The organism is Roseovarius sp. MMSF_3359, from assembly GCF_030733385.1.
In the GTDB taxonomy this organism is placed as follows: Bacteria; Pseudomonadota; Alphaproteobacteria; order Rhodobacterales; family Rhodobacteraceae; genus Roseovarius.
The window spans coordinates 203,813-224,024 of sequence record NZ_JASHJC010000005.1 but is presented as its reverse complement, the minus strand read 5'-3'; the positions used below and the strand labels follow the sequence as shown (position 1 = coordinate 224,024).

Genomic DNA, 20,212 nt, shown 5'->3' with positions numbered 1-20,212 from the left:
CACCCGACATAAGTCATACATGTCTGCAGGCCTGTCAGACACCCGGCGTCGCCTCAAAAAAATCGGCCTTCGAAACAGCCATGTGCGAGGAAGTGATCCTTTGCCTTCGCCCCCGTGCGCGCGATATCCGGGTTGAGCACATAGTATTGCGCAGCATCGAATGATGGCGGCAAACGTCGTTTCGGAAACGGATCGGGCTGACGCAGGATTTCGCAGAGCGCCCGGGCGAACCCTTCGGCATCTTGCGGGAGACGTTTGAACGCCTTGCCGCCCTGCGCGCGCAGGAATTTGCAGGCATCTGGCAGGGTGTCCTGACAGATTTCAAACAGGTCTTCAGACCAGTCAAGCTCGTGGCTGGCCTTGCTGCGGCTCCGCGCATAGTCGTGGCCACACAGGTTGTCGAGCCAATCCAGGGCCTCCCCGTTGGCGGCGAACAATCGGTTGGCAAAAGCGTCTGAGAGCCCCAGCTTACCGGCACCAAACTGATACATCAGGATATTGAAATAGGCCTTGTTCCTGGTGAAATTCGGATCTCCCCGAGGGACATCGCCATAGTGTGACAGGGCTGCAAGGATTGCTGTTGCCTCCGCGCTGAAGCTCTGGTTGAGCTTGATTTTCTGCGCCTTGGAGGGCTCAAGGCGCATACGGTGGCAGAAATCGGAGACGATATCGCCATCTGTCATGCGGTGGCGGTCGTAAACGGCAAGCTCAAGCCGGTCGCCCGACAGAAGTTCGCGCCAACGCGACAGGTATTCGGCATCGTGGAAGGTCAGCTCATCAAGGCTCTGCAAAACATCGTCCGCGAAGAAAAGTGCCGGGTTGGTCTGAGCCAGACGTTGCTGAAAACCTGACACCAGCCCGCCGACGCAGGGCCGCAGATAGCAAATGCCATGGATCAATTCGAAACGATCCTTGAGCGCCGCGACCAGCCCCGTGGCACTGTCATCGCCGGAAAAGAGCGACTCCGCCGAATAGATGATCCGGCGATGGGGAACGTCGTCAATCGACTTCTCAAACGCGGCTTGCACGGCGGCCATGTCGGGCGCCTTTCCCTCTCGGAGGAAAAATTTCATCGGGATGGATTTCGGCCATTTCATCGTGTGGCCCCCGGCGGCCCATTGCCGGTAGTCTTCGACCCTATCCGCTACACCGTCTGGCCCGAGCCCCATCAGGGTGAGCGGTTCGCTATGGTTCGGATTGTCCGGTGAGGTAGGAAACCTTGCGTAGGTACTCACGCCATCATCATAGGTCGCCAGACCAAACTGCAACGCGGTCGTCCCGGTCTTGGGCGCACCGATATGCAGGATAGATGTCTCTTTTTTCTCGGCCATTCCGCAATCCCGACGGTGCCCATGCGCACCGACAACTCCTTGCCTTGCGGCCTAGCACAAAACCCTTGCGATCCTCGACCCCAAATGCGGCCTGGGCACACAACGCGGATTTCATCGTTGTTGACAAAAGGCACCGAGCCAATACCATTTGCATACTAACAATCGTTGCTGGAGGCGCGGTGGCGTATCACAACCCGACGGATCTTGACGTTGCCTTGCAGATCGCCGCGCAGCGCGGCGGGCAGGTGATCGCGGGCGGCACCGATGTCTATCCGTCGGCGCAACAGGGGATCGAACCGGCGCATTTCCTCGATGTCACGCAGGTCGATGGCCTGACGGGCATCTCCGAGACAAGCGACGGTTTTCGGATCGGTGCGGCCACCACCTGGTCACAAATCCTTGGTGCGAAGTTGCCGCCCGCCTTCGAGACATTGAAACAGGCCGCGCGTGAGGTGGGCAGCGTTCAGATACAAAATGCTGGGACAATCGCCGGAAACCTGTGCAATGCCTCCCCAGCGGCAGACGGTATGCCGCCTCTTCTGACGCTCGATGCCCGGGTCGAAGTCGCAAGTGCAGCTCGCGGCAAACGCATTCTGAGCTTGGCCGAGTTTATCACCGGTGTGCGGCAGACCGCCCTTGCCGGTGATGAGCTTGTCACCGCTCTAATCGTGCCACCGCCCCCAGAACGCGCGCATTCCGCCTTCGAAAAACTCGGAAGCCGTCGATACCTGGTGATTTCGATTGTCATGACGTCGGCGGTGATTTCCTGCGATGCCAGTGGCCGCATTGAAAATGCGCGCGTGGCCGTCGGTGCCGCATCGCCGGTCGCGCAGCGGTTGCCCGGGTTGGAGCGGGATCTCCAAGGGCAACACCCGCAGGAGATCGAAATCACAAAGCAGCATCTTGCGCCGCTGACCCCGATTAACGACGTGCGGGGCAGTGGTGCCTATCGTCTTGACGCCATCGCCGAACAATGTGTCCGCGCCATCCAACGGGCCGCAACCCATGAATGAAGCCACCACCCTTCGCAGCACGCGCTTCACCCTCAATGGTGAGCCGGTCGATGTGGTTGCAGCACCGGGTGAGCGGCTCTCGCACATGCTACGGGAAGGGCTGGACCGGCGGGACGTCAAAATCGGCTGCAATGCTGGCGACTGCGGCTCCTGCACCGTATTGGTCGATGGGCAATCGGTCTGTGCCTGCCTGACCCCTGTCCAGCAGGTTGCAGGGCGCAAGGTCGAAACCGCCGCCGGGCTGCATGCTGCCGATCCCATTGCAAAGTCCCTGGGCGAGCGGTTTCAGGATCACGGTGCCGCGCAATGCGGGATTTGCACACCGGGCATGATTGTGTCTGCCGTTGCGCTTCTGAGGCAGAACCCGTCGCCTTCGGAGGCGGAGGTGAAAGATGCGCTGGGCGGTGTGCTGTGCCGATGCACCGGGTATCGCCGGATTATCGCCGCCGTTCTGGGCGCGCCTGCGCTGACGACCGATGGGGACGGAACTGTGGGGGACGCGATCCGTCGCCTCGATGGGCCGGACAAGGTTACGGGCCGCGAAGCATTTGGCGATGATGTCGCCCCGACGGGGACATTGGAGGTTTTCGTCATCCGCGCGCCTTATGCCCGCGCGACGTTCACCCTGGGTGACCTTGATGGGTTTCTGGCGGCCAGCGAGGGGATCGAGACCGTCCTGACCGCCGCCGACATTCCCGGCCGCAACGAGTTTGGCGTCATCCCGCAGTTTCACGATCAACCCGTCTTTGCCGAGACCGAGGTTCGTTTTCGTGGCGAAGCCATCGCCGCGATTGTTGGCGCCCCTTCCGCTATTCGCGCTTTCAACCCTGACGACTTCCCCGTCACCTGGGAGGAGCTGTCACCGGTGAGCAATGTCACCATGGCCAAATCCGATACCGCGCCGTCCCTGCATGAGGGGCGAGAAAAGAACCTCATGTGTGGTGGTTTCGTGTCCTGCGGCGATGCCGCGGGCGCGATCAAAGAGGCGGCGGTTACCGTCACGGGCCATTTCACCAGCGGGTTTGTCGAACACGCCTATATCGAGCCTGAGGCAGGTTTTGCCGAAATGGTTGAGGGGCGCGTCGAAGTTCACGCCTGCACCCAGGCGCCTGTCATGGACCAGGAGACATTGGCGATTGTCTTGGGGATGGATCAGGAGCAGATCAGGATCATCCCAACGGCTGTTGGCGGGGGGTTTGGGGCCAAGCTGGACGTGAGCGTGCAGCCCTATCTGGCGCTTGCGGCGTTGAAGACCGGCAAGCCCGTGCGCCTGACCTATTCGAGAACGGAATCGATGCAATGCTCTACCAAGCGCCATCCATCGGATATCCGCGCGACAATTGCCGCGACCAGGGATGGCCAGATCACCGGGATGGCGTTCCAGGGGGATTTCGACACTGGCGCCTATGCAAGCTGGGGCCCGACTGTGGCCACCCGCGTCCCGGTCCACGCATCCGGCCCTTACCGCATCCCGAACTACCGCGCGGAAGCCAACGGGATTTACACCAACAATCCACCCGCCGGGGCATTCCGGGGGTTTGGCGTGCCGCAGGCCGCCATCGCGCAGGAATCCCTTTTCGATATGTTGGCGGAAAAGTTATCAATGGACCCGCTTGACTTCAGGCTGCGCAACGCCCTGCAAAACGATACTCCCACTGTCTGTGGTCAGGTCTTCAGTCAAGGGGTCGGCATCGGCAAATGTCTGCAAGGCCTGCGGTCCGCGTGGGAAGCCGAGCGCGCAGAAGCGGCCGATTTCAACGCGGGCAACGATGTTTTCAAACGCGGTGTGGGACTTGCCGCGGGTTGGTATGGGTGCGGCAATACCTCGCTTCCCAACCCCTCTACGATCAAATCCGGTATCCGGCCTGATGGCACGGTGGTTTTGCACCAGGGCGCGATGGATATCGGGCAGGGCGCGAATACGGTGATCGCACAGATCTTTGCCACGGCCTTGGGTGTCCCCGCCGGGCAGCTGGAGATCATCGGCCCCGATACGGATGTGACGCCTGATGGGGGCAAAACCTCAGCCTCGCGGCAAACATATGTTTCGGGCAATGCCGCGCGGTTGTCGGGCGAGGCACTGCGCGCGAAAATACTGGCGCGGATGAATATCGCGACCGACGCGACACTGCATATCGCAGATGGCGTGATACGCGCCACGGATGCCGCGGGAACCCATGAGATGCCGCTGACCTCCCTCGCCGCTGATGCCGAAGGGTATATTCTGCGCGCCGAGGAAACCTATGACCCGCCCACCAAACCACTCGATGAAAATGGCCAGGGCGCCCCATATGCGCAGTTCGGCTATGCCGCCCACCTGGCCGTGGTCGAGGTGGACACAAGGCTCGGTACGGTCAAGCCGATGAAATTCGTGGCCGCCCATGACGTGGGGCAAGCAATCAATCCGATGCTGGTTACCGGGCAAGTCGAAGGCGGCATTGCGCAGGGTCTCGGCATGGCATTGATGGAGGAATACCTACCCGGCCGGACGGAGAACCTGCACGACTACCTGATCCCGACTATCGGGGACATGCCGCCGGTCGAAACGATCATTGTCGAAGAGCCTGACGGGCATGGTCCCTACGGCGCCAAAGGTCTGGGCGAGCATGTCCTGATACCCACGGCCCCCGCGATCTTGAACGCGATCTATGCCGCCACCGGCGCCCGCATCACTACGGTCCCTGCCACGCCGTCACGGATCCGTGCGGCGATCAAGGCGGTGCGGTCATGAAACGCGTGGCGAGATCCGAAAAGATACGCTGCGATGCCTGCCCGGTGATGTGCTACATCGCCGATGGCAAAGCGGGGGCCTGCGACCGCTATGCCAACCATGGCGGTGAATTGGTGCGGCTCGATCCACTGACGATCATCGACGGCACGGATCAGCAGCTTGTGCCTTTCCTGACCGGCGATGGGGCCCGTGACTGGGATGGCAATATTGTCCGCGCCGACCGGCCCTTTGTCACGGCGGTCGGGGCAGGCACCACCTATCCCGACTACAAACCCGCGCCTTTTATCGTTAGTCAGGATGTCGAAGGCGTGGATATGGTCACCGTGGTGACCGAGGGTATCTTTTCCTATTGCGGTGTGAAGGTGAAGATCGACACCGACCGGCATATCGGCCACGAGCGCGATGTCGTCTATGCCGATGGCGAGCCGATCGGTCATGTCATGACCTCGGAATATGGCTCCAAGATGTTGTCGCTCGGCGGCGTCGAACACCTCACCGGCGGTTCCAAGAAAGAGGGGCGCGTGACCTGCGACGCGCTGCTGCGGTTGTGCAATCGCGAGGCGGTAGAGTTGGTCATCGGCGAGGCCGACCATGCCAATAGCGTCGTGGTCGAGGCCGGAAAGGCGCCCATCATCAACGGCGAGCGCGAGAAGCTGATGCGTGTCGGTTGCGGTTCCGCGGCAATCGGGATGTTTGCCAAACAATGGCTGAACGAGGCCGATGAGGTGGTTGTCGTCGATGACCACATCACCGGCGTCCTTTCGGAACATCAGGCGGGCAAGGAACTTGATGTGCCGCCCACCGGTATCAAGATCTTGGGGCGCCGCTCAACGCCGGGGCGCTATTTTCAGGTGGCCGAACCGGGGACGGGTTGGGGCGGGACGGATATTGACGACCCGCTGACCATCCTCGGTCCGTTCAACCCCAAGATCGCCTGGCCGGGCCTGCGCCTTTTGATGGTGTCAACGACCGGTGAGCAATCAGGGTATTACGAGTTGGATGATGCGCTTCTCCCTCAGCCCGCCGAGATGCCCGATGCCCTGCGGAAATCGGCCGATCTGATCGCCGAGAATTGCGAGCCTTCGGTCTGTTCCGTGCTTTTCATGGGTGGTGCGGGCGGTAGCCTTCGGGCGGGTGTCACCGAAAATCCCGTACGGCTGACCCGATCCGTGCGGGAGGCGCTGACCCATGTCTCCTGCGGTGGGGCGCGTGCCTATGTCTGGCCCGGGGGTGGGATCACGGTGATGGTCGATGTGCTCGACATGCCCACGGAGTCCTTTGGCTATGTCCCGACCCCGGCTCTCGTCGCGCCGATCGAATTCACCTTGCGCGTCAGTGATTATCGCGCGCTTGGCGGCCACATGGATCAGATCAAACCCGTCGAGGATCTGGCAAGGGACGGTCTTCGCCAACTCGACAAGTCCCTACATGACCACGATCCCATGTCGCATGACAATTACCGGTGGAAAAAGACGGACAGGTCCGAATGACGGCGCAAGCATCCCTTATGCCATGCGGGACCAGGCTGCACCTGCACCACGGACCGATTGATCTCGTGATCGGTGCGGATGGCGACAGGGGCGCGGCCTTTGCCGCCGCACGGGACCGTTTTGCCACGGTCTTGCAGGAATTGGTCGCGGAACTTCCCGATCTGCGCGCCGAGATGTTGGCGGACACGTCGCGGCCCGATGGGCAGATCGCCCGCCGCATGGATGCGGCCACGCGCGACGTGATGCACGACGGGTTCATTACACGCATGGCCGCCGTGGCCGGGAGTGTCGCCGACACCATCCTGCAGGTAATGACTGGCGCGGCGGAGTTGACGCGGGCCTATGTCAACAATGGCGGTGATATCGCCATCCACCTTGCGCCGGGCCAAAGCTATGCCACGGCCATGGCTTCCCCGACGGGGGGTGATCTGGGCCGTATCACGATCCGGCACGGCGATGCGATCCGGGGCATTGCCACAAGTGGCCGTCATGGGCGCAGTCACAGTTTGGGGATCGCCGATAGTGTCACGGTCCTTGCCAGAACCGCGGCGCAGGCGGATGTTGCAGCAACCCTGATCGCCAATGCCGTCGATCTGCCTGGTCATGCCGGGATACGCCGCCGCCCGGCGTCGGACCTAAGCGATGACAGCGACCTAGGGTCTTTGCCAGTGGTCGTCGGGTGTGACCCGCTGTCCGAAGCGGAGGTCGCGGCGGCCCTTGCGTGCGGCCTCGACCGGGCGCAGTCTTTCGTGGACCGGAAACTGATCGCGGGTGCGGCTCTCTTCCTGCAGGGCGACAGCCGGATGACAGGCTGCCGCCATTTCTCGAGTGCCCAAAGGAGGGTCGAACTTGCCTGATGTCGTACTGCGCAAATGTCTCTACATGACCGAAGAGATCTTCCACGAAGGCGGCCCGCCACCGGCAACACCGCTCCGGCGCGCCGCGGCGCTGGCCATCATCGAAAACCCGTTTGCCGGGAGATACGAGCCGGAGATTCAGGGATTCATGGAACATCTCAAACCTTTGGGTCTACGGATGGCCAGGGAACTGGTCGGTTTGCTTGGCGGCCCGGATCAGGTCGAAGGATATGGCAAAGGCGCGATGATCGGCGAGGCGGGCGAATTGGAACATGGCGCGCTCTGGCATGCGCCAGGCGGGTACGCGATGCGCGAACTTCTCAACGATTCCAACGCGATCGTGCCCTCGACCAAGAAAGTCACCGGTGTGGGCGGGCGACTCGATGTGCCGATCACCCATATCAACGCCTCCTACGTGCGCAGCCATTTCGACGCGATGGAGGTCGGCACCAATGATGCGCCACGTGCCGATGAAATGGTGCTGGCCCTGGTGATGACGACCGGCGCGCGTATCCACAACCGCGCCGGTGGCCTGGACGCCGCAGATATCAAAGGAGAGGATGGACTAAGATGACCGCAAAGATCAGGAAAATCGCCGTCACCGTCGAGGAAACACATCGCGAGATTGGCCGCGACATCTCTCCGCCGACCCGCAAGGCGGTTGCGGTGGCGGTGATCGAAAACCCCTTTGCCGGTGCCTATCACGACGACCTGTCAGAGTTGATGGAGATCGGTGCCGAACTGGGCGCGCTCTTGGGCCGGAGATGTGTCGAGGCCCTGGGCATCACACCGGCGCAGGCCGAAAGCTACGGCAAGTCCGCGATGGTCGGGGAACAGGGTGAATTGGAACACGCGGCTGCCATCCTGCACCCGAAACTGGGCGCGCCTCTGAGGGCTGCCGTCGAAAAGGGTGCGGCTCTTGTGGCGTCTTCCAAGAAGATGGGCAGCCCCGGGCAGGTGCTGGATGTCCCGCTGGGTCATAAGGATGCGGCCTATGTCCGCAGCCATTTCGATGGGATCGAGGTTCGGTTGAACGATGCCCCACGGGCTGCCGAAATCATGGTGGCCGTCGCGGTGACCGATAGTGGCCGCCCCCTGCCGCGCGTTGGTGGCCTGACTCACGAGGAGGCGAAGGGCGAAGATGGATTGCGCTGACCCGATGGACGCGGTGAACCTGCGATGAGCCAATCAGACCAGGCAACGATCGAACTGGACTACGTTCTTGAGGATCAGGTAGGCTATCTGCTGCGCCTTGCCAACCAAAGACACGCGGTGATCTTTCAGAAACACAGTATCGAGAACCTGACACCAACGCAGTTCAGCGCGCTGATCCGGTTATCCGAAAACGGCGAGATCTCGCAAAATCACCTTGGGCGGCTTGCCGCGATGGATGTCGCGACGGTCAAAGGGGTTGTGGACCGCCTCAAGGACAAGGGGCTGGTGCAATCGACACCGGACCCGGCCGACAAGCGCCGCTCGATCATATCGCTGTCGCCAAAAGGGGCCTCGCTGGTCACGGATCTGCGGGGGATCGGTTTGCGGATTTCGGAGGAAACGCTCGTGCCGCTCACCCCGGTCGAACGCCGCACGTTGGTGAACCTCCTGCGCAAGATCTCCTAGAGTATCTGCTCGGGCAGACGCTGTGCCGGGGGCGTATTGCGGGACCGTTCCGAGCGGACGATACCATCAATGATCGTCATCCCCACGCCCGGCAAATTCCCAAGTTCGACAGATTCAAGCATTGTTTTGCCGGGGGAATGTTGCGCCTGATCCAGCAGTACGAAATCCGCGCATTTCCCCACGTCGATCAGCCCGGTATCGAGGTCGCGCTGCAGGGCGGTGTTGCCGGTTGCAAAGCAAAACGCCTGCTCTGCGGGGACATTGCCGAAGGCTGACAACATCGCAACCATGCGCAATATGCCAAGCGGCTGAACCCCTGATCCGGCGGGTCCATCCGTTCCGAGGATCACCTGATCGAGCTTGCCCAACTCCCGCGCGGTATTGAGGGCCAGAACGGCCGACCGTTCGTTGCCATTGTGGACGATCTCGAAGGCCGAGGTGCAGCTTTCGCACAGACAGATGATCTGATCGTCGGGCAGGGCCGAGTGGCCTCCATTGATGTGGCCGATAACATCCGTCCCGGTCTCCATCACCATATCGGCGTCTATCAGGCCCGACCCGGGGATCGACGGGCCGCCGGTGTGAATGGTGCTCTGGATGCCGTATTTCCGCGCCCAGCCGACCATCTGCTGCGCGGTCTTGCCGTCTTTGACCGTGCCAAGGCCAACCTCGCCGAGGAGTTTCACGCCAGCCTCTGCCAGATCCTTGAAATCCTCCTCGACCATGCCGTGTTCGATCACCGGTGCGCCCGCGTGAACCTTGACGCCCGAGGGGCGGAAATTCTCGTACCACCGCTCTGATGCAATCGCCATCGCCTTGAGGCCAATCACATCCTTGGGCCGTCCGGGCATATGCACTTCGCCTGCGGAAATGAGTGTCGTGACCCCGCCATGGAGGGTGCTGTCAATCCAGTGTAGTTGCTGTTGCCGCGGGGTGTAATCACCGACGACCGGATGGATATGACTGTCGATCAGGCCCGGCGCTAGGGTCACCCCGTGGGCATCGACAACCGTGGTCGCCCCCTCGCAGTCCAGATCCTTTTCGGCCCCCCATTGCGTGATCTTGCCGTCCACGGCGATCAGGCAATCCCCCTCCAGAATAGGTTCTTCCAGCTTGCCCGACAGTATCTGCCCGATGCCTTTGATGACGAGTTTTGCCAAGGTCCCACCTCCTCCGTTTCGTTAGTATACGAATAACGGGTCCGGATGCGTCAAGCCGGATGTGGTGACGATGCCCCGGTGCCGTTGATGAGTGCAGAGACGTCTGGCTTATCGTCACTCGCGAAATCTGGGGCGAGCGGATGGTGACTTCTCTATCTTGGGCATGCCCATGAGCGTTTTCTGGTGATCCTGAAAAAACCATAGCCAGCATCTTACACTCGCAGCGCGACCTTGGATTCGGCGGTCAAGATGATGCCTTGCGAAACGGCAGGATTATGCGTTTGGTCTCATCTGGTATTTGGAGAAGATTAGCATCGCCACAACCACTCTGCTACGATAGTCACAGGGGATTGTAAGATAGCACCAGTTTTGGCATCTGAAGCTCCATAATATCTTTATATTTTAGCAAGTTAGATTCACTGCATCAACAAGAAGATTGGCGCTTTTAGACGGAAAGTATGTCGCTTTACCACATCAAACAGCGCAGATAGCCGACCGCGTGAAACCACCCTGCCAGGGCACGGCAGGCTGGGTGAAAAGAGTGATTTCGTGGAGGAGTTAGCGTTTCTCGCGAGCACCGAGACTTTGCTTGATGACATCAATCTCGCTTTGAAGATGCGAGCCATTGTAGACGATTGACGTTTCATGGCGGGCATATCGGCCTTTTCGATCAGCGCTCAGCCAATTGTAGGATCCGATGCAAAGACGGTTGGCGTCGACGATGACAATCTTACTATGCAGCCGACGCACCTCGTGAACACGAACACCCGCTTCCTGCAGCGCCGATTTTGCTGCTTCCAGCTGTGTTGCGCCATCGTCGTACTTCAATTGGTTCAACAGAGGATCCGCGAACACATCGATTTCTGCCCCGCGCGCCACCGCTCTTTGGAAGGCATCGAGCAACCCAGCACGTTTCATTGTTGAGGCAATGACCCATGGGCTGACGATGGTCATTTCGCGGGCTGTGGACAGGGCATCTTTTAGGAACCGGTCGTGTTCTTCTGCGTCTCTCAATGTCGAAAGCGGGTGACTTGAATCCTGAAGATCGGAGCGCGGTTGCGCAGTAAACTCAAGCACCCCCTCGCGTTGAGAGAACAGACATTCAGCCAAGACCGATCTAGGCGTACCTTTCACAGCTGACGAAAACACGTCCATATCACCAAAGACAAGGAAGCTGTCTTTTGCGCGAGACGCGGTCACATTCAGCATACTTGGTGACATGTCGATGAAATGCCCGTCGGCGTGTTTGGAATAGACTGGTGAAAATAGGATGACCGGTCGTTCAGCCCCTTGAAGTGAGTGAACCGTGCCAACGGTCATTTTCGCGTCAATGCCTCGCTCGGCACAAGCGCGTTTGATTTCTTGCACCTGCCGTCCGAAGGGGGTGACTACACCGACTATATCTTCCAGTTTTTTGTTGTACTGGCCTTCAAGATCCTGCCGACTTTCCGCGAGCCAGTCTGCAATTGTTGCAGCCTCAGTCGCATTTGCGCGGCTGCCGCCATAGCTCACGGCCATACCATCGATATGTAGGTAGCCCATCGACGGTACAATGCGGCCCTCAGGCGCATTGCCCCGCATCGGTTTCAGCGACCCCTTATAGCAGAGCTTGTTGCTGAAATTGATGATTTCGTCATAGCAGCGCCGATGTTCGAACAGGTAAAGCCCACGCTCCAGTTCCGGGTAAGGCGCGTAGGCGCATGCTTGCTGGGCGAGACGCATTATGCTGCCGTCAACACTACGCATGCCAGCAGCTGACAGTGTCGCCAAATCGGCTTCAGCATAGGTTTCTTTTAGAAAACCCGCACTTTGCAGGTTGCCGATATCGACAGCTTTAGACACCGATGAGATTGGCTCAATCTGTTGGGTGTCGCCAATAACAATGGTGCGCTTTGCCAACGCGAACGACGGTGCCGCAACCTCTGGCAAGACTTGTCCGGCTTCGTCAACAATCAGCAAATCGATGAAGTCGAATAAATAGCCTTTGCCCCATTCACCGCCAGACTTGAGACCAAAGCTCATTTTGCCTGGCAAGCTCGCAAACGTGGAGACAGCACAGGGTGTCAGCATCATACGGCGGTGCCAGCGTGGTTCGACGGTTTTCCGCCCGGTTTTCCGATGCGACGCCACGATGTCGTCCAGATTATCTTCTATTTCCAGAAGCCACCGTCCCTCCCAATAATGGCAAGCCAGTCGGAAAAGAAGAAACCGGATGTGACAATCGGCAAACCTATCGACGACCACTGCATCAGTCACAGGAACGGCCGGTGCTTTCAGATTTTCCGTTGCGCGCGCCCACGCTCTCTGTCCCTGATCTAGATTGTCTAACGCAGATCGGGCTGCCTCATATCTGGCACCAGAGGATTGAGCAGCCTCCTGTGCGACACGAACCGCATCTCGAAGGCTATTCCCTAGACTTTCAACCGAGCGATTATCGGAGAAATCCAGCGTGCAGCCCATGGCTTCCAGCGCAACACGCCCTTTCATCACTCTTTTTCGAGCCACAGATGGAAGAAAGCTAAACATTGCGAGAAAGACAGATTCATCAGCCTGATGTTTGGCCCACCCGGATTCCCAAGCCTTGTGAAGCTCAAGCTCTGCAGCGCCGTCCTGCATAGCTTTTTCCAGCTGCAGCAAAGCTGTCTCGGCGTCATCGCCCAACAGGTTAGCAACTTTCGATGTTGCCTCTTCAACCCATTTCCGCGAATTGTCCGCATCAGACAGTTTCGCAACCTCTTCAGAAATCCGCTTATGCAACGACGATACGATCTCTTTCACATCGGGATTTTCGAGGTCAGGAAATGCCGATTTCCCAGCCTTTAGAAAAGCGTCTCTGGCCCGGGGAATATATTCATGGCTTTCTAATTCATTGAAGAACCGCTCAGTTTGATACCGGCGAGCAGCCTCGGCCTCTTTTGATTTTGCTGGAAGAAACAACCCGTAGCTTTTGAGGTCAGGCAACCAACGACCCGCAAATGGACCTTCGCCTTCGGAGAAGTCCTTGCCGAATGCGTCGATAATGTTTGTTACAGCCTGGTTGTTGGTGGACGCCGCGACGACAACGGGCGGTGTGCTTTCCTCCAGCGCCGCGCGAACCCAGGCATCTGCAATGGCCGACAAGAGCATAGTCGTCTTGCCTGTTCCGGGAGGCCCGTTGACAGCAAGCACATCGCCAGGTTTTCCGGTTGAAAGATATGAAAGAACCTGACGTTGATGATCTGCGAGCGGAAATTCATCGCTGGCATGTCCTAGTCGATTTATGAAGGTCGCTTCTGTCTGAGGGGAAAGCCCCTTTTTGGTTGAAGGCGGTCCGGCCAGATTCTGTAAGAGCGGCGCGTTGAGTTTTTCGCCAAGTAGCGTGTCGTAGAGGCTGATAACCTGAGCAATAGCTGCGGCGGCCTCACCAGCGACAGCCATAAATCCCACACCAGCAGAGACATAACTGTCATCGTCAGATGGCCATCCAGGCGATACGGCATCGAGCATTGCACGACAGTGTTTTAGATATTCGTCCCATACATGGGAATTTTCACCTGGCGAGAAAGGTGATGCTGAAAGAAAGGTATCGAAATCTTCAACCTTGCCGAGTGAAAATACATCGTTGGGTAGTGGTTTCAGAACGTCTCTCGCAATGACATTTCGGGATGGGCGAATGTTGCCGTCTCTATCGACAATCGCCTCCGTAACTACAGGTGCGACGATTTCTGGAAAACCATTGGATATAGTCGCACCGTGGGAAGTTCTCCGGGCCATGACCATCGGCCAGATTTGTACGGCTACCACCTTGGTATCCGGCTTCTGTCCTTCAAAAACTTTGCGGACCTGGTCCTTAGGCAGCACTCCATCGCGCAGCGTGTTTTTCGACAGTTCGATGAAATCCTTCCGATCCCGTTGCCTGAAGCGACCCCGCCCCAATGCACCATCCGCCAGCGATGCACGCCAATAGCCTAAAGTCTCATGGAACCCATTATTCATCGCATTCTGCCAAATTTTGTGCGCGCACTGTACAATGGGCTGGCGCAAGGTAGTTATTCAATACAACCCTAGGCATAGCCTGATTTTCAGATAGTTGACAGGCCCTTCCGGGCGGTTTTCCACCAAGCGTGGGTGCGTGGAGCTGCTTTTTATCAATCCACCGCTCGGCATGTCCTTGGGAATATAAGCGAGGACGACCAGAAAGTAGAGATTTACCCGCTCGCGTCGTAGGTCCGGGAGTGGAGGGATGATTTTCTGACAATCGTTCTTGAGGGGCAATAAAGCTGCTCAACTTGATTGTCGCGGCCCTTAGTGGACATTCGTGACCGTTCAAACTGTCTGCGCCTGCAGCCTGCATAGCCGCCGTTCGCTGCTCAAGCGAACTCCTTGCGTAGTTGAAGGACAGGATTGCAGGTTGCAGGCGCAGATTAGCTTGCCACGACAGTCGGGCGATCGCGCGCACGAGACGCCAGCAAACAGCCGACCAACGATAAACCTGCGCCAACCGATAGTAGTGGAATTAGGCCAACTTTATCCAGACTTGATACTCCCGCTCCGGCGATAATGAGATAGAGAACAGCCTCTACTCCCACGAAACTTGCAAGCTGTGTGGCTTGTTGCCCGGGTGAGCAAAGTGGCATCAAAACCGACCGGCCCGCGGTATACGCAGCAAAAACGCTGAAATTGGCAAACAGAACAAGCGTGACGATCGCGGCGGCCCCGGGCTCTGTTCCGAGGCTCAAGATCAGACAAATCACGACGGTCACGTTCAAGCCTGCCAGCAACGTGAGCGCGAAGTAACCGCCTTTTCTTTCGATCAGCGGTCGGACAAGCAATGCACCGCAGAAACCGGCCGCATTCCCAGCGACGATGCCTATCAACCCACTGTCGGAAATTGAAAAGCCTGCATCTATCAGCAATACCGACTTGGAGGCGTATGGAATGACCACCGCGGCACTGACACTCACCGAAACAAGCAACAATCGTCTGGCGCGCGCGTCCTTGAACACCGAAAACTGGTCCCACAACCTGGGCTGCTTTCCCCGAGATGCCGTCGCGTTGTGATCAAGGGTCAGGGCCAGCGCCGCCAACACCGTGATCGCCAGACAGACTGTAAACAAAGCCCAGACAACCGGCCCCCAGCCGAGCGGGCCAATCAGGTACAGCACGCATCCGCCCAGCACCATGCCCGCCGCGGCAGATGTTGCCGCCTGAAGGGAGGCGCCGCGCGGATAGAGGGTCGCGGAGAGACCCTCCACCAAGAGACCCCCTAAGGCGGTTTGAAGCGTGCCGAGCACGAGCATCGCCGCGCCGACAACCAATATGATCAACAGAGCCTGTTCTGACGGTTTCAGGACAGCGAGAACAACCAAAAGCAAACACAGCGCGGCATTGGAAACCAGAATCCAACGGTCGAACCGTCCCCTGCCACCAAGCGAACTGCGGTCTATGAGCGGCGCCCAGACAAAGCGCAGCGTATAGGGAATGGCCGCCAGATAGATCAGGCCAATGACGTTTGAGGCGACCCCCGCATCGCGCAGAAAAAGCGACACCCCCTGCGCGAAGAACTGCGCGACAAACCCGGCCGAGAAGGTCAGGACGGCCACACTTTTCAGGACGTTGCGTTCCTCAACCGTCACCGCTTCTACCATCGTGTCGTCATCGTCAGTCCAATGGTCATGGGGTCGGTCACATCGGCAAATGTTCTGCCTGCGACGAACCTTGTGACGCCTGTCTCGTCAAAGAGGTTTTTCACGTAGCCGCGAAACTCGGTATTGCCCTTCCGTGCCGTGACACCGACATCCACGATCCAGTAATCCCCGACCTTGTCGGCGGCAATGTTGTTGAAATCGTTGTAGGATTCCCCACGGTAAGTGGCGCGTGTATCCATGCTCCACACACTGTTGAACGCATAGTCCGCGCCAATCGAGAGCGTCAGGCTCGGATCCTGTCCAAAGGAATTGCCATTCAAGCCGGGATTGCCGGTCTGCGGCTTCGTAATCTCGGTTTCAAGCAACCCAAGTGATCCGGACAAGCGCAACCGGTCCGTCGCCTGAATGCTACCATCCAGCTCCAGGCCGTAGCTTCTGCCTTCCTCTTGGTTGATGACCTGCAAGGAGGCACGATTACCTGGCACCAGCTCTGCGTATAGCTGTGGATCATCGAACTCGTTGTAGAAACCCGTGATCCCAAACTCATAGCGTCCGTCTGCCGCTTCTTGCCGATAGGTCACTTCTGTGGTGACCACGCTTTCGCTGTCGTAGGTAAAGGGTTGTCCGGTAAAGATATTGACCGAAGATCCACCGGGATTGAAACCGGTACGAACAGAGCCGCTGAGCACTTTGTTTTCGTCAAAATAATACGCGAGGCCGAGAGCCGGGAGCAGAATGCGTTCGGTATCATCAAAGATCTGGGTGCCGGTTGTCGGCCCGAACGTGGATGTCTGACGCCTGCTGTCTTCGAACTTCTGGGCGCGCAAACCACCGAAGACCGTCAGTTGGTCAGTTATGCCGTATCGCAGGTCAACAAAACCTGCGGTCGATTTGGTTTCGATATCACTGACAAACTGAAACAGGCCGGAGATATCGGTCTGCTGTTCGCGATGTTCATATGAAAACCCTAGCAGGCCTGAGAGCTCACCAGATTTGACACGTTCATCGGGTCCGAACTCATAGAGAAACTCCTGCGTGTAGGTTGTTTCCGTGACGTCGAAGGGAAACGGATAGACCTGCTCGGGGATGGATTTGTAACCGTCATCCACGTAGGACGTGATCGAACGCAGAGTGCCGTGACCCATGTCCAACGCGGCATCAAACGACAGCACATTCGTGTATGTATCAAAAGTGCGCGCAGGGATGCCCAGCGGACCCGAGGCTGCGTTGACCAGCAGTCTTTGGTCAAGCGGGCGCCCGGTAAGCGTGGACGTCTGTACGGTATTCCTCGTCTGAGGTGTCTGCCCTGATTGATGTTCTGCCAACAGGTTAAGTGTCAGGCCACCCGCACCTGTCTCGAACTCTCCCAACAGTTTGCCGCGAACCCGGATGTTGTCGTAGTCAACAATCCAGTGGTCTCGCACATCCGTGGCGCGTCGCGGATCGGACCCGTTGGCAAACTCGAAGGTCAATCGCCCTGCGATGTTTTCGGACAGCGTGCCGGAGACCATGCCGTTGGCCACCGCGTTGATGCCGTGAAAATCATCATGCTCAAACCCGAATTGCAGGGCGGCCTCGGGTTCAAAAGTTGGAATGTTGGTCGTGACGATGATCGCCCCCGCATAGGCCGAACGCCCGCGCAGCAATGATTGTGGTCCCCGCAACACTTCGATCTGTTGCACGTCCCAAAGAGACGAACCGCTTGAGTTGGGCAGGACCACCGGCCGGGTGACGCCGTCTATGACAAATGACAGACGTGGCAAGGCACCTGTCAGGCCCGCAGAAACGGTGCCGCCAGGTCCGCCGCCTTGGATGCCGCGCAATGAGGGGACCTCGCTTTTCCCTTCGACAAAAAGGTTGGGCGTTGCAGTCAGTGTTTCATTGATGTGTTCGCCGACAGTGGTCTCTTTCAGGTCGTCCCCATCCAAGACGGATGCGCCGACATAGGTTTCCGACAACGCCCGTTCCGTCCGTTCCCCGAGGACGATGGTTCCAAGAAAACCATCCTGTCCTTCTTGCGCCATGCCGATCGACGTTGACCCCAGCAGCATAGCGACGAGTGTTAAGCTCCGTTTCATTGCACCCTCACATAAATCCCGATTGATTTACTAAGGTACCTGCTTGTCGGAAAAAACAGAGCCGTTCCGGCAATTCAGACATTTATTCTGACAATTCGGACGGCGCACTCTGCCGGAGGGCACGCGCCAGCGTCTCGGCACCACTATAGTTGAGGCAGTGCGCAACATCCTTCAGGCCCGTGCCTGTGCTCAACATCCTGCGTGCCAGTTGTAGCCGCTTCTCCTTCATCACAGCGCCAATCGAACGGCCCTGCGATGCGCGGAACAGCGATTTCAGACTTGTAGGAGACATCCGTGCCGCGCGCGCGATCTGCGAAATGGTCACGTCCGCACCAGGGTTCTGCGCAATGTAATTCAGCGCAAATTCTATCCGGTCATCCTCGGTCGTTTTCATCGACACCTTGGGCAAGACCTCTGCAAGAAGCTCCATTGCACAGCCCGCCGCGCTCAACTTTGCAGAAGGCGCCGTGTGGTCGATGTCCAGAAGTCTCTGGGCCAGGCAAATTGCGTATGGCGTTGCGGCCTCAATTGAAATGCCCTCTTGATGCATCAAGGTGTGACACCGCTCCGCCAACTCGCTGTCGCTGTCATTCAGCGCGTCCAAAAAGGCATCACCGCATGCCATGGCGACGGTCCTGAAGCTTTCCTGTGCAGGCGCTGTCACGTGCCACAACGCGGGGCTGGGGCAAGCCGTGATCTCGACCGAGCCAGCGCCAAGTTCCGCGCATCTCGACCCGCCGATTTCTCGCGTCCGGGAAACACCATCCAGCCGCACTTCGACGATAAGACCCTGATGGCCTTGCAGGGTCGCTTCATAGGCCACTTGGCCGCGCAGATTGGCCCGCATCATCTTCAGGCCCGGCCAGATCGGTATGCTTTCGATTTGCCCGATGCCAAGCACGTTCGACTTGGCGTTCACCGAACGGAGTTCAAAGTCCTTGTCAAAATCAGCCGCGCGCGAGGTCGTGACGTCTCTCGGGAAGGACGGTTCAGAAACCATGGTTCAACTCCCGAAACCCGGGCGGCCACGTCGCCAATAGGCGGTGCTGATCTGCGTGGTTTTGTCCAATGACAAGACCCGCTTGAAGTGTTTCCTTATTGCTTGGGCATTCGTAAATTCACCTGCAAAGAAGCCGTAATCTATGGGTTCTTCGTCGGTTAACTGCTGCATGAGCGGAACGACCTTCTCTTCGAACTCTGCAGGGTCCAGCGTGTGCACCTTCAAGGATGACGGCGGCAGGTAGTCGACGTTTTCGGGCAGGGCCACCACGACGTCGCCGCAAGCGTCAACGGGCATCTTTTCCATCAGCCGAGCGACCGCAGGCAACCCGGTGAGGTCCGCGCCCAAAAAGTACCGCGCATGAACGGGCAGGCAGTCCATACCCGCGGGACCCATGCAACCGACAACCTGGCCTTCGCGCGCTGTTTGGGCAAATTGAGAAATTAGACCGGACTGATGCCGTACAATGTCAATGTCGATCTCGTTGTCATTTGGCCTCATGTTTTTGATCGTGACGAACCGGGCGTGTAGTTTGTCCCGCCCTTGTGGCCAAATGGGGATACCGTTGGCGCCCATACGGGGCCAGACCGGTGCCCGCCCGGTTTCAAGCGGCATCATCAGGCGAACATGAATGCCCTGACCGCCGTCTTCGGCAATGTCCGGGGCGTAAACAGTGACACGCTGCATCCCGTCAAACAGCAACCTGCTTTGCAGAACGGTCATTAGCCGAAAATTAGACGGCAACTCCCCTTCCTGGCCGTTGTCTTTGTCCTGGTGCCAGCGGATCGCTGCGGCAGCCTCGGCATCAATCTCTTCGACATGATGAACGATTTCTTCTTTGAAAAAGATCAGCGCGCTATCATTGGGTCTCACCACGCGTACCCGCAAACCATCCGCCTTCACGCCAAACTCAACGCGGAAGACTTCCTGCTCTATGAAATGCGTGCCGTCGGCATCTATCGAAAACTCCATGCCATGATCGTCACGGATATGTTTCGAAAACAAATCCAACATGTGTTGAGCGTTCTGTGTCGGAACAACAGTTTCAGCGACGGATGATGAGGCGACCATTACCAGCTCCAGTTTTTGGGACGATTTGTCGCTGGCTTCGGTCAATGCTTGATGGCATCGGCTATTTTGCTGGCACGGAGTCAGTAGTCTTTTTTTTGAGCATTAGCAATCTGGCCAGCCAACGACTTCCATGCGAAGCGTACGGTATTCGAAATTTATGCTACTGGAAAAACCGGCCCATACTTGCCGTTGGTAGATGGGCTGGGAGGCTGCGGTATGTCCCGCGAACTGTGA

The 20,212-nt window shown here is 58.3% G+C and carries 14 protein-coding genes; 7 read left to right on the top strand and 7 right to left on the bottom strand.

All coding sequences use genetic code 11. The annotated features are described in order from the left end of the window. Window positions 1-53 precede the first annotated feature (53 nt). Window positions 54-1,331 (bottom strand): hypothetical protein, encoded by a 1,278-nt coding sequence (locus RBB29_RS09640; RefSeq protein ID WP_306114851.1) that lies wholly within the window; start codon window positions 1,329-1,331, stop codon window positions 54-56. A gap of 179 nt (window positions 1,332-1,510) precedes the next feature. On the opposite strand from RBB29_RS09640, the gene RBB29_RS09635 reads away from it, so the two are divergent. From RBB29_RS09635 to RBB29_RS09605, 7 genes are read left to right on the top strand one after another with little or no spacing between them, the layout of a single operon-like run. Continuing rightward, window positions 1,511-2,344 (top strand): xanthine dehydrogenase family protein subunit M, encoded by an 834-nt coding sequence (locus tag RBB29_RS09635; protein ID WP_306114850.1) that lies wholly within the window; start codon window positions 1,511-1,513, stop codon window positions 2,342-2,344. Continuing rightward, a complete protein-coding gene (locus RBB29_RS09630) occupies window positions 2,337-5,075 on the top strand; it encodes a molybdopterin cofactor-binding domain-containing protein (RefSeq protein WP_306114849.1) in 2,739 nt (912 codons plus the stop codon). The genes RBB29_RS09635 and RBB29_RS09630 overlap by 8 nt, the downstream gene beginning before the upstream one ends. Next, window positions 5,072-6,565: a 6-hydroxynicotinate reductase gene (locus tag RBB29_RS09625; protein WP_306114848.1), complete on the top strand. Its 1,494-nt coding sequence runs from the start codon at window positions 5,072-5,074 to the stop codon at window positions 6,563-6,565. Before RBB29_RS09630 ends, RBB29_RS09625 begins: the two co-directional genes overlap by 4 nt. Then, window positions 6,562-7,422, top strand: a complete 861-nt coding sequence (locus RBB29_RS09620; RefSeq protein WP_306114847.1) for a UPF0280 family protein — start codon at window positions 6,562-6,564, stop codon at window positions 7,420-7,422. Before RBB29_RS09625 ends, RBB29_RS09620 begins: the two co-directional genes overlap by 4 nt. Then, window positions 7,415-7,996: an amino acid synthesis family protein gene (locus RBB29_RS09615; RefSeq protein WP_306114846.1), complete on the top strand. Its 582-nt coding sequence runs from the start codon at window positions 7,415-7,417 to the stop codon at window positions 7,994-7,996. The genes RBB29_RS09620 and RBB29_RS09615 overlap by 8 nt, the downstream gene beginning before the upstream one ends. Beyond that, on the top strand, window positions 7,993-8,577 hold the full coding sequence (locus tag RBB29_RS09610; RefSeq protein ID WP_306114845.1) for an amino acid synthesis family protein: 585 nt from the start codon (window positions 7,993-7,995) through the stop codon (window positions 8,575-8,577). The genes RBB29_RS09615 and RBB29_RS09610 overlap by 4 nt, the downstream gene beginning before the upstream one ends. 24 nt (window positions 8,578-8,601) lie before the next feature. Further along, window positions 8,602-9,042 carry a MarR family winged helix-turn-helix transcriptional regulator gene (locus tag RBB29_RS09605; protein ID WP_306114844.1) on the top strand — a complete coding sequence of 147 codons (441 nt, stop codon included), beginning with the start codon at window positions 8,602-8,604 and terminating at the stop codon, window positions 9,040-9,042. Here the strand turns inward: RBB29_RS09605 and RBB29_RS09600 are convergent. The 6 genes from RBB29_RS09600 to RBB29_RS09575 all read right to left on the bottom strand — a co-directional run bounded on the left by RBB29_RS09600 (window position 9,039) and on the right by RBB29_RS09575 (window position 20,023). Then, the gene (locus RBB29_RS09600; protein ID WP_306114843.1) at window positions 9,039-10,202 is read right to left on the bottom strand and encodes an amidohydrolase family protein; all 1,164 of its coding nucleotides are present in this window, start codon (window positions 10,200-10,202) and stop codon (window positions 9,039-9,041) included. The genes RBB29_RS09605 and RBB29_RS09600 overlap by 4 nt on opposite strands. A gap of 558 nt (window positions 10,203-10,760) precedes the next feature. Continuing rightward, a complete protein-coding gene (locus RBB29_RS09595; RefSeq protein ID WP_306114842.1) occupies window positions 10,761-14,177 on the bottom strand; it encodes an AAA domain-containing protein in 3,417 nt (1,138 codons plus the stop codon). Between the two features lie 428 nt (window positions 14,178-14,605). Further along, window positions 14,606-15,829 (bottom strand): MFS transporter, encoded by a 1,224-nt coding sequence (locus tag RBB29_RS09590; RefSeq protein ID WP_306114841.1) that lies wholly within the window; start codon window positions 15,827-15,829, stop codon window positions 14,606-14,608. Next, a complete protein-coding gene (locus RBB29_RS09585; RefSeq protein WP_306114840.1) occupies window positions 15,823-17,907 on the bottom strand; it encodes a TonB-dependent receptor in 2,085 nt (694 codons plus the stop codon). Before RBB29_RS09585 ends, RBB29_RS09590 begins: the two co-directional genes overlap by 7 nt. An 82-nt stretch (window positions 17,908-17,989) precedes the next feature. Next, window positions 17,990-18,907, bottom strand: a complete 918-nt coding sequence (locus RBB29_RS09580) for an AraC family transcriptional regulator (protein ID WP_306121135.1) — start codon at window positions 18,905-18,907, stop codon at window positions 17,990-17,992. A 3-nt stretch (window positions 18,908-18,910) separates the two neighbouring features. Continuing rightward, window positions 18,911-20,023, bottom strand: a complete 1,113-nt coding sequence (locus RBB29_RS09575; RefSeq protein ID WP_306114838.1) for a siderophore-interacting protein — start codon at window positions 20,021-20,023, stop codon at window positions 18,911-18,913. Between the last annotated feature and the right edge of the window lie 189 nt (window positions 20,024-20,212).